Origin of the sequence: Pseudohaliea rubra DSM 19751 (genome assembly GCF_000764025.1) — a bacterium.
Lineage (GTDB): Bacteria > Pseudomonadota > Gammaproteobacteria > Pseudomonadales > Halieaceae > Pseudohaliea > Pseudohaliea rubra.
In genome coordinates this window covers 19981-29405 of record NZ_KN234779.1, presented here as the reverse complement: position 1 = coordinate 29405, position 9425 = coordinate 19981, and the positions used below count along the sequence as shown (strand labels likewise).

Annotated in this window: 11 protein-coding genes; 8 read left to right on the top strand and 3 right to left on the bottom strand. The window is 67.9% G+C overall.

The genetic code is table 11. The annotated features are described in order from the left end of the window. Window positions 1–117: 117 nt before the first annotated feature. Genes hisB through sfsA form a run of 5 tightly spaced genes read left to right on the top strand, consistent with a single transcriptional unit; the run spans window position 118 to window position 3692 of the window. Entirely contained in the window at window positions 118–711 is a 594-nt protein-coding gene (gene hisB, locus HRUBRA_RS11750) for an imidazoleglycerol-phosphate dehydratase HisB (RefSeq protein ID WP_035517462.1), read from the top strand. A 5-nt stretch (window positions 712–716) separates the two neighbouring features. Then, entirely contained in the window at window positions 717–1367 is a 651-nt protein-coding gene (hisH, locus tag HRUBRA_RS11745; RefSeq protein ID WP_035517460.1) for an imidazole glycerol phosphate synthase subunit HisH, read from the top strand. Next, window positions 1361–2104, top strand: coding sequence for a 1-(5-phosphoribosyl)-5-[(5-phosphoribosylamino)methylideneamino]imidazole-4-carboxamide isomerase (gene hisA / locus HRUBRA_RS11740; protein WP_035517457.1), 744 nt, complete (start codon window positions 1361–1363; stop codon window positions 2102–2104). The genes hisH and hisA overlap by 7 nt, the downstream gene beginning before the upstream one ends. Continuing rightward, on the top strand, window positions 2104–2877 hold the full coding sequence (gene hisF / locus HRUBRA_RS11735) for an imidazole glycerol phosphate synthase subunit HisF (RefSeq protein ID WP_035517455.1): 774 nt from the start codon (window positions 2104–2106) through the stop codon (window positions 2875–2877). Before hisA ends, hisF begins: the two co-directional genes overlap by 1 nt. Window positions 2878–2879: 2 nt before the next feature. Further along, entirely contained in the window at window positions 2880–3692 is an 813-nt protein-coding gene (gene sfsA / locus HRUBRA_RS11730; protein WP_035517453.1) for a DNA/RNA nuclease SfsA, read from the top strand. Window positions 3693–3699: 7 nt separating this feature from the next. Here sfsA and HRUBRA_RS11725 read toward each other — a convergent pair whose 3' ends face one another. The 3 genes from HRUBRA_RS11725 to gpmI form a co-directional block, all read right to left on the bottom strand. Beyond that, a complete protein-coding gene (locus tag HRUBRA_RS11725; protein ID WP_084592621.1) occupies window positions 3700–5046 on the bottom strand; it encodes a S41 family peptidase in 1347 nt (448 codons plus the stop codon). A 113-nt stretch (window positions 5047–5159) separates the two neighbouring features. Further along, window positions 5160–6320, bottom strand: coding sequence for a murein hydrolase activator EnvC family protein (locus tag HRUBRA_RS11720; RefSeq protein ID WP_052094768.1), 1161 nt, complete (start codon window positions 6318–6320; stop codon window positions 5160–5162). A 5-nt stretch (window positions 6321–6325) separates the two neighbouring features. Next, on the bottom strand, window positions 6326–7879 hold the full coding sequence (gpmI, locus tag HRUBRA_RS11715) for a 2,3-bisphosphoglycerate-independent phosphoglycerate mutase (RefSeq protein WP_035517451.1): 1554 nt from the start codon (window positions 7877–7879) through the stop codon (window positions 6326–6328). Between the two features lie 299 nt (window positions 7880–8178). On the opposite strand from gpmI, the gene HRUBRA_RS11710 reads away from it, so the two are divergent. From HRUBRA_RS11710 to secB, 3 genes are read left to right on the top strand one after another with little or no spacing between them, the layout of a single operon-like run. Further along, window positions 8179–8598, top strand: a complete 420-nt coding sequence (locus HRUBRA_RS11710; RefSeq protein ID WP_035517449.1) for a rhodanese-like domain-containing protein — start codon at window positions 8179–8181, stop codon at window positions 8596–8598. Between the two features lie 7 nt (window positions 8599–8605). Continuing rightward, window positions 8606–8875: a glutaredoxin 3 gene (gene grxC / locus HRUBRA_RS11705; protein ID WP_035517447.1), complete on the top strand. Its 270-nt coding sequence runs from the start codon at window positions 8606–8608 to the stop codon at window positions 8873–8875. A gap of 31 nt (window positions 8876–8906) precedes the next feature. Further along, window positions 8907–9419: a protein-export chaperone SecB gene (gene secB, locus HRUBRA_RS11700; RefSeq protein ID WP_035517446.1), complete on the top strand. Its 513-nt coding sequence runs from the start codon at window positions 8907–8909 to the stop codon at window positions 9417–9419. Window positions 9420–9425: the final 6 nt, after the last annotated feature.

Sequence of the window (9425 nt, the reverse complement as noted above, 5' to 3'; positions counted from 1 at the left end):
TGGCGCTCGCGGAGCGCCTCGGGCACGGTACCTCCTCCGGGAGCCTGATTCACGTATAATGCGCCGTTTTCCACGGCAGGCCCCGGCGGTGTCGCCCGGGCCGGGAGCAGGAGCGACATGGCAGAGCGCAAGGCCTCGGTCACCCGCAATACGCTGGAGACGCAGATCAGCGTCACCATCGACCTCGACGGCAGCGGTGAAGCCCGTTTCGATACGGGCGTGCCCTTCCTTGAGCACATGCTCGACCAGATCGCGCGCCACGGCATGATGGATATCGAGATCAAGGCCAAGGGTGATCTGCACATCGATGCTCACCATACGGTGGAAGACATCGGCATCACCCTGGGGCAGGCCTTTGCCGCCGCTGTTGGCGACAAGAAGGGCATTTACCGCTATGGCCACGCTTACGTGCCCCTCGACGAGGCCCTGTCCCGCGTAGTGGTGGACTTCTCCGGGCGTCCGGGGCTTGTCTTCCGCGTACCCTTCACCCGGGCCGCCATCGGCAGCTTCGACGTGGACCTGTTCCACGAGTTCTTCCAGGGCTTTGTGAATCACGCCCTGGTGACCCTGCACGTGGACAACCTCCGCGGCGAAAACAGTCACCATCAGGCGGAGACGGTATTCAAGGCCTTCGGCCGCGCCCTGCGCATGGCGCTGGCGCCGGATCCGGCCATGGCCGGCATGACCCCTTCGACCAAAGGCGTCCTCTGACCGTCATGGGCGGCAGCGTCGCCGTTATCGATTACGGCATGGGTAACCTGCACTCTGTGGCCAGCGCCCTGGAGCACGCCGGTGCAGAGGCGGTGCACGTCTCCTGCGATCCGGCGGTGCTGCGGGCAGCGGACCGGGTTGTCTTCCCCGGCGTCGGCGCCATCCGCGACTGCATGGCGGAGATCCGCCGCCTCGGCTGTGATGAACTCCTGCAGACCGCACTCACGGCGCAGCACAAGCCGGTGCTCGCGATCTGTGTGGGCATGCAGGCACTCCTCGATAGCTCCGAGGAGAACGGCGGCGTGCCCTGCCTCGGGTTCCTCGAGGGCGAGGTCCGCTTTCTCGGCGAGGGCCTGCGCAGCGCAGCCGGCGAACGGCTGAAGGTGCCCCACATGGGCTGGAACGAGGTCCGCCAGCGGCGGCCTCACCCACTCTGGGACGGCATCGCGGACGGCACACGCTTCTACTTCGTGCACAGCTACTACGTTCACGCCGCAAACCGTGACCTCGTTGCCGGCAGCGTGGACTACGGCGTGTCCATCGATGCCGCGCTGGCCCGGGATAACCTCTTCGCTGTGCAGTTCCATCCGGAGAAAAGCCACCGCGCCGGGCTCCGGCTTCTTCGCAACTTCCTTGCCTGGGACGGCTCATGCTGATCATTCCCGCGATCGACCTGAAAGACGGCCAGTGCGTGCGCCTGCGCCAGGGCGCCATGGACGACAGCACGGTGTTTTCCGACGACCCGGTGGCCATGGCCCGGCGCTGGGTCGACGCCGGCTGCCGGCGCCTGCACCTGGTGGACCTGAACGGCGCCTTTGCCGGTGAACCGGTGAACGGCGCCGTGGTAGAAGCCATCGCCGCGACCTTCCCGGCGCTGCCGGTGCAGATCGGCGGCGGCATCCGCGATCTCGCCACCATCGAGCACTATCTGCGCGCCGGGGTGAGCTACGTGATTATCGGCACCCGGGCTGTAAAGGAGCCCGCCTTTGTCACCGAGGCCTGCCGGGCCTTTCCGGGCCGGGTTATCGTCGGTCTCGATGCCCGGGACGGCCGGGTTGCCACGGATGGCTGGGCCGAGGTCAGCGATGTGCTCGCCACGGAGCTGGCGCAGCGTTTCGAGGCGGACGGCGTCTCGGCCATCGTTTACACGGACATCGCCCGCGACGGCATGATGCAGGGCGTGAACGTGGAGGCCACCGTCGCCATGGCCCGGGCGTCCAGCATTCCGGTAATCGCCTCCGGCGGGATCACGGATCTCGACGATATCCGTGCCCTCCAGGCGGCGGACGCCGGCATCATGGGCGCGATCACCGGGCGCGCGATCTACGAAGGCACCCTCGATGTGGCCGAGGCCCAGCGCCTCTGCGATGGCCCGGCCGGCGGCAGTGCCTGATGGGCCTCGCCCGCCGCATCATTCCCTGCCTCGACGTGGACAACGGCCGCGTGGTGAAGGGCGTGAATTTTGTCGACATCCGCGACGCCGGTGATCCGGTGGAAATCGCCCGCCGCTACAACGAGGCCGGCGCGGATGAAATCACTTTCCTCGATATTACCGCCAGCCATGAGGCCCGCGAGACCACCGTGCACACGGTGGAGGCCATCGCCCGGGAGGTTTTCATTCCCCTCACCGTGGGCGGCGGCATCCGCTCCCTGGCGGATATCCGCACCATGCTCAACGCCGGCGCCGACAAGGTAAGCATCAATACTGCGGCGATCCGCGAACCGCAGCTCGTTGCCGAGGCCTCGGCGCGCTTCGGCGCCCAGTGCATTGTGGTTGCCATCGACGCCAAGCGGGTCGAAGACCGGGACGGCGCGCCGCGCTGGGAGATCTTCACCCACGGCGGTCGTCGCCCCACGGGCATCGAGGCCGTGGCCTGGGCCCGGCGCATGGCCGAGCTCGGTGCCGGCGAGATCCTCCTCACCAGCATGGATCGCGACGGCACCCGCGATGGCTTCGACCTCGCCCTCACCCGCGCCGTGAGTGACGCAGTACCGGTGCCGGTAATCGCCTCCGGTGGTGTCGGCAATCTCGAGCACCTCGCCGAGGGGGTGCTCGAGGGTGGCGCTGACGCGGTGCTTGCCGCCAGCATCTTTCACTTCGGCGAGTACACCATCGCCGAGGCCAAGGCTCATATGGCCCGCTGCGGTATTGAGGTCCGGCTGTAGCCATGGCGGCGCTTGTCGCCGGCAGCCCGGTGATTCCTCACGAGCGGCCGCTCCTGCCCTGCCGTTTCCTGGCCCGCTACGATCGCTTTATTGCCAGCGTGGAGCTGGACGGTGAAGTCGTGGACGCCCACTGCGTGAATCCCGGGCGCATGGAAGGGCTGGTGCACCCCGGGGCGCGGGCCTGGGTCTCGGCGGTGCCGCCCGACAGCAAGCGCAAGCTGCGCTATACCCTCGAGCTGCTGGAGGTTGACGGACGCTATGTCGGGGCAAACACGGTGGTGCCCAACCGCCTCGCCGAGATCCTCGTCCGTGCCGGCTGTGTGCCCGGACTGAAGCGCTTCCGCAGCCTGCGGCGGGAGGTGCGCTACGGCGAGAACTCGCGCATCGACATGCTCCTCGAGCAGGGCGCCCACCGGCACTACGTCGAGGTGAAGAACTGCCACCTTGTCTATCCCGATGGCGGGGCCTATTTCCCGGACAGTGTCAGCGTGCGCGCCGCCGGACACCTGCGCGAGCTGGCGGCGGTAGCGGGCGCCGGCGACCGGGCGACGGTGCTGTTTACGGTGCAGCGGGAGGACGCTTGTTTCCTGCGACCGAGCAGGCTCCATGACCCGGCCTTTGCCGCTGCCGCAACGGAAGCGGCCGCCGCCGGGGTACGTTTCCGGGCGTTGACCATTGCGCCCCGCCCCGACGGTTTCCATTACCTGGGGCCGCTGCCGGTGCGCCTGGGTCCCTATGCCACGGAGCCCCTGGAGCCATTCCGGGAGGCCCTGGCGCCCTTCTCTGGCTGGCGCCGGCGCGGCGGTCGCGGCTGAGCGACGGTTATTCGGCTGCGGGCTCTTTGGCCGCTACCCTGGCGGCGGATGCGCCGCGCAGGCCGAAGATGCTGACGCCTTTGAGCAGGGTCAGGGCCTCGTAGAGCTGATTGTCGGTGCCGAGGAGAGCGCTCGCGTCGGTCCGGCTCCCTTCGCTGTCGCCTTCCTCTTTACCATCGCCGTTGCCGTTGCCCAGGTGACCGACAAGGTCGGCCTCGCTGATGCGGCCCTCTTCCGAGAGCGCCTCCAGCCGGGCTCGTTCCACGCGGATGTCCGGAGCGATGCCCTCGGCCTGGATAGAGCGGCCGCTGGGAGTGAAGTAGAGGGCCGTGGTCAGCTTCACGGCCCGATCTTCAGAGATGGGCAGTACGGTCTGCACCGAGCCTTTGCCGAAGCTGGCGGTGCCCATGATGATCGCCCGGCTGTGGTCCTGCAGGGCGCCGGCAACGATTTCCGAAGCGCTGGCGGAGCCGCCATTGATGAGTACTACCAGGGGAATGCCCTCGCTGGCGTCCTCCGGCGTGGCGTCATAGCCCCGCGCGGCGTTCGGCAGCCGCCCTTCCGTGTATACCACCTGGCCGCCGGGCAGGAACAGGCCGGCCACGTCCACGCTGGCGCCGAGTACGCCGCCGGGGTTGTTGCGCAGGTCCAGCACCAGGCCCTTGAGGGTGTCCTCGCCCTGCAGGCGCTCGAGCGCGGCCCCGACGTCATCCCCCGTGCTCTTCTGAAATTGAGAGATGCGGATATAGCCGAAGCCAGGCTCCAGCCAGCGCTCGCGCACGCTGGCGACCTTGATCACGTCGCGCACCAGGGTCACGGTGAAGGGGCGGCCCTGGCCGGAGCGACCGATGGTGAGTTCGATCTCGCTGCCCTTGGGCCCGCGCATTTTGGCTACGGCGTCACCAAGACTCATACCTTTTACCGGCTGGTTGTCCAGCTTGAGGATCATGTCGCCGGGCTGCATGCCCGCCTCGGCGGCCGGGGAACCGTCGATGGGCGCGATCACCCGGATCAGCCCGTTGTCCATGCCGACCTCGAGGCCGAGGCCCGAAAATTCGCCGGAGGTTGTGGTCTGCAGGTTCTCGAAGGCGTCCCGGGTGAGGTAGACCGAGTGCGGGTCCAGGCCCATGAGCATTCCCTCGATGGCGTACTCGAGGAGCGTGCTGTCATCGATCTCCTCGACGTAACCCTGGCGAATCTGGTTGAAGACATCCGCGAAGGTGCGCAGTTCGTCGAAGGGCAGGCGGCCCTCCTCCGTTTCCAGGGCGCCCTGGGCGGTACCGGCGAGCAGGGCCGTGGCGAGGGCGCCGGCGCGACCGTGGCGGCGCAGCAGATGTCGAAGCTCGAGGGGCATGGTGCGGGCCTTTCTGGCTGTGAGGTTGGCCCGGGGAACGGGCGTTATTTACAAGTAAAGAGCGAAAGTGTAGCGCAATCCCTCGCGCTGCGGCCAAGGGGGCGCCAGCGCCCTCAGCCCCGGCACCACTGCGCCGGGTCCACGGGCTTGCCGCCCTGGCGGATTTCGAAGTACAGCGCCGCCCGCTCCCGCCCGCCGCTGGCCCCCACGGTGGCCAGGGGGGTGCCTGCGGTCACCCAGTCTCCTACATCTTTAAGCAAGCTCTGGTTGTGAGCGTAGAGGCTCATGTAGCCCTCGCCGTGGTCCAGCACCAGGAGAAGTCCGGAACCGCGAAGCCAGTCTGCGTAGACCACCCGCCCGTGGTGGATAGCCCGCACGGTGCTGCCGGCCTCGGCATTGATGGTGATGCCGCGCCAGCGCATCTTGCCCTGGTTCCGGGGGAGGCCGAAGCGGTTCCCGTGCCGGCCCGTCGCCGGCCAGGGCATGCTGCCCCGGGCCGCCGTGAACGGCTGGTAGTTCGCCGGTATGGCGAGGTCACGGATCGCCGCCTCAATGTCGCCGAGCACCTCCTCCAGCGCCTCGGCATCGCGCGCCAGGCGCGCGAGCTGCGCATCCCGCTCAGCGATGCTCGCTACCAGCGCGGCGACGGCTTCCCGGCGCCGGTCCCGGGCCCCTGCGAGTTCCCGCTGCCGATTCACAAGGGCGGCGCGTTCGCCGTCCAGTTCATCGCGTCGAGCGGCCGCCGAGGCCTCGACGGCTGCCAGTTCTGCCAGAGTCTCGCGGAAGCTGTTAAGGGCTTCGCTGCGCGCGGCGGCAATATAGCGGTAGTAGGCGAGCACCCGGGCGAGGGTCTCCGGGTCTTCCTGGTTGAGGAGCAGTTTCAGGCTGCTGTTACCGCCCGTGGCCCAGGCCTGGCGAAGCTCTGCGGCGATGCGGGTCCGCTGGGCGTCGCGGCGTGCGGCCAGGATCGCCTGCTCCTCTCCCAGGGCCGCCAGGCGCTGCACCAGTTCGTCGATGCGGCCCTCGATCGAGACGACGCGCCCGGTCAGGCGGGCGAGCGCCGTCTCCGCCTCCCGGAGCTCCGCCTGAAGCCTGTCCCGGGCCGACTCGTCCCGCCGCTGCTCGTCTTCGATCTTGTCGATGGCGCGGTTGAGGGCCTCAAGCTTCTCGCGCGTCGCGCGTTCGTCCTGCACCGTGTCCGCGGCGGCGGCCGCGACGCTGGCGGCGAGGGCGATCGCCGCCAGTCCGGGCCCTGCACGGCGCCAGCGTGCCATGGGCTTCAGCGGTCCGCGACGAGGCTGTGGCCGGTCATTTCGGAGGGCTGGGGCAGGTGCATGAGCGCCAGCAGCGTCGGCGCCACATCGGCGAGGATGCCGCCGGCGGGGTCGAGGACAACGGGCTCGCTGCCGATATACACCAGGGGCACGAGGTCCGTTGTGTGCTGGGTGTGCTGCTGGCCCGACTCGTAGTCGACCATCTGCTCGCAGTTGCCGTGGTCGGCGGTGACCAGGGCATGGCCGCCGGCTTCGAGGACTGCCGCCTCGACACGGGCGAGGCAGGCGTCAAGGGTCTCCACCGCGGCGACGGCAGCCTGGTAGTTGCCCGTGTGGCCGACCATGTCGCCGTTGGCGTAGTTGCAGACAATAAGGTCATAGGCGCCGCTGCCGATGGCCTCCACCAGCCGGTCCGTAAGCTCCGGCGCGCTCATCTCGGGCTTCAGGTCGTAGGTTGCGACGTCCGGTGAGGGAACGAGGATACGCGTCTCGCCCCTGTACTCGTCCTCGCGGCCGCCGCTGAAAAAGAAGGTGACGTGGGCGTATTTCTCGGTCTCGGCAAGGCGTAGCTGCGTGCGCCCCGCAGCGGCGAGGTATTCGCCGAGGCCATTGGCCGGGGCGTCGGGCGGAAAGGCGCAGGGCGCGTTGATAGCCGCCGCGTATTCGGTGGTTTGAACAAAGCCTGCGAGCTGCGGCTTTACGCGGCGCTGGAAGCCCCCGAAGGCCGGGTCCGTGAGAGCGGCGGTGAGCTGCCGGGCCCGGTCTGCGCGGAAGTTCATGAACAATACGGCATCGCCGTCCTCGATGCGCGCTGCGCTGCCGCCGGCATCGCTGATGACTGTGGGCGCCACGAATTCGTCGCTCTCGTCGCGGGCGTAGGCCTCCGCCAGGCCCTCGGCGGCGCTGGCGGCGCGGTGGTCCGCGTCGCCGTCGGTGAGCAGCCGGTAGGCCTTCTCGATCCGGTCCCACCGCTGATCGCGATCCATGGCGAAGTAGCGGCCGCAGAGACTGGCGATGCGGCCTGTACCCAGTTCCGCGAAAACCGCTTCGGCTTTTTCAAGGGAGCTTTGGGCGCTGCGCGGCGGCGTGTCGCGCCCGTCGAGGAAGGCGTGCAGGAATACCTGCGTCGCGCCCCGGGCCACGGCGAGGCGGAGGGCGGCGAACAGCTGGCGCTCGTGGCTGTGCACGCCGCCCGGCGACAGCAGCCCGAGTACGTGGACCGCGCCGCCGCGGGCCACGGCGCTGTCGATGGCCTTCGTATAGGCGGGGTTCTCGTCGAAGCTGCCGTCGGCGATGGCCTGATCAATGCGGGTGATGTTCTGATAGATGATGCGGCCGCTGCCGAGGCTCATGTGCCCGACTTCGGAGTTGCCCATCTGACCCTCCGGAAGGCCCACATCGAGGCCCGAGCCGGAGATGAGGGTGTGCGGAGCGTCGGCCCAGAGGCGGTCCCAGACCGGGGTATGGGCATTGGCGATGGCGTTGTCCCGGGTGTCTTCCCGGTAGCCCCAGCCGTCGAGAATGATGAGAACGGTGGGGACCCTGCTGGCGTCTGTCATGCCTGCTCCCTGAGCTTCCAACGAGTGCTTCCGGCGAACCTGTCGCGGCGCGGGTCGAGAGCCCGCCATTGTAACCGCTGGAACGCCCCCTGTGGGAGGCGCGTCCTCGCGCCGGCTGCCTTTGCAGGGGTCGTAAAGGCATCGTGAAGGCGTCAGACGGCCTGCCGCGGCGGCACAGCGCTTCCGCAGGCCGGATTCCTCCTGCGGTGGAGCACTCCGGGCAGACAGGGTATACTGCGCGACCTCTTTGCCGAGGCCCGGCGGTACGCCGGGCGCGATACGGACCCGGAAACCGCTCCATGGCCCTCTTCCTTGAGTTTCTGCTCCAGCAATGGATTCTGGCCGCCGCATTGCTTGTGGCGATCGGTATGCTGCTGTTCCACGAGACCCGCAAGGCGGGACCCGCGCTCAGCCCGCAGCAGGCCATCAACCTGGTGAATGCCGAGAATGGCATTTTCCTCGACCTGCGCGATGGTGGCGACTTCAAGCAGAGCCATATCGTCGACGCCATGCACATTCCCATGGGCAAGCTGGCAAGCCGCAAGAGCGAGCTCGAGGCCTACCGGGACCGGCCGATTATCCTGGTCTGCAAGATGGGCCAGCAGGCCGGAGCCGCCGCCAAGCAGCTCCGCGCCGACGGCTTCGACCAGGTGTACAAGATGGCTGGCGGCATGCTCGAGTGGGGCAATCTGCAGCTGCCCACGGTGGCGAAGAAGTAGCAGCGCCGTGGCCGTCCCCGTTACCGTTTACAGCACCCGTTTCTGCCCCTACTGCATCGCCGCACGCCGGCTGCTTACGGGCAAGGGAGTGACCTTCGAGGAGATTGCTGTCGATGGCAACGCCGCGCTGCGCGCGGAAATGACGGCGAAGGCCGGCCGGCACACAGTCCCGCAGATCTGGGTCGGTGAGCAGCACGTGGGCGGCTTTGATGAACTCGCGGCGCTGGACCGTGCCGGGCGCCTCGATGCGCTCCTCGGACTGTCCACGCCCCCCTGACTGACGATTTTTCACACGGAGAAAGCAAGCCATGGCCGATGAGCAGGCAGCAGCCCAACAGGACGTTCCCCAGCAGCAGTTTTCACTGCAGCGCATCTATTGCAAGGACGTGTCCTTTGAATCGCCGGCGACCCCGGAGATTTTCCGCAAGTCCTACCAGCCGAAGGTCAACATCGACCTGAATACCAAGAGCAACGCCATCGACGAGAACGGCAACTTCGAGGTTGTTCTGACTATCACGGTCACCTCGAAGGTCGAGGAGGAGACTGCCTTCCTGGTGGAGGTGCAGCAGGCCGGTATCTTCTACATCGCCGGTTTCGAAACGGAGCAGCTGCGCATGGTGCTCGGTACCGCGGCGCCGAACATCCTCTTCCCCTATGCCCGCGAGGCCATCGACGGCCTTGTGGTGAAGGGTGGCTTCCCGGCGCTTATGCTTGCTCCGGTGAACTTCGATGCCCTCTATCAGCAGGCGGTGGCGCGGGCCCAAGCCGACGGCCAGCAGGGCGCTGCCCAAAGCAACGGCGAGGCCCCGGCCGAGAGCTGAGTGCCC

Excerpts from the sequence above, each read along its gene's own strand:
- hisB (WP_035517462.1), top strand. The coding sequence starts at position 118 with ATGGCAGAGCGCAAGGCCTCGGTCACCCGCAATACGCTGGAGACGCAG.
- hisH (WP_035517460.1), top strand. The coding sequence starts at position 717 with ATGGGCGGCAGCGTCGCCGTTATCGATTACGGCATGGGTAACCTGCAC.
- hisA (WP_035517457.1), top strand. The coding sequence starts at position 1,361 with ATGCTGATCATTCCCGCGATCGACCTGAAAGACGGCCAGTGCGTGCGC.
- hisF (WP_035517455.1), top strand. The coding sequence starts at position 2,104 with ATGGGCCTCGCCCGCCGCATCATTCCCTGCCTCGACGTGGACAACGGC.
- sfsA (WP_035517453.1), top strand. The coding sequence starts at position 2,880 with ATGGCGGCGCTTGTCGCCGGCAGCCCGGTGATTCCTCACGAGCGGCCG.
- HRUBRA_RS11725 (WP_084592621.1), bottom strand. The coding sequence starts at position 5,046 with ATGCCCCTCGAGCTTCGACATCTGCTGCGCCGCCACGGTCGCGCCGGC.
- HRUBRA_RS11720 (WP_052094768.1), bottom strand. The coding sequence starts at position 6,320 with ATGGCACGCTGGCGCCGTGCAGGGCCCGGACTGGCGGCGATCGCCCTC.
- gpmI (WP_035517451.1), bottom strand. The coding sequence starts at position 7,879 with ATGACAGACGCCAGCAGGGTCCCCACCGTTCTCATCATTCTCGACGGC.
- HRUBRA_RS11710 (WP_035517449.1), top strand. The coding sequence starts at position 8,179 with ATGGCCCTCTTCCTTGAGTTTCTGCTCCAGCAATGGATTCTGGCCGCC.
- secB (WP_035517446.1), top strand. The coding sequence starts at position 8,907 with ATGGCCGATGAGCAGGCAGCAGCCCAACAGGACGTTCCCCAGCAGCAG.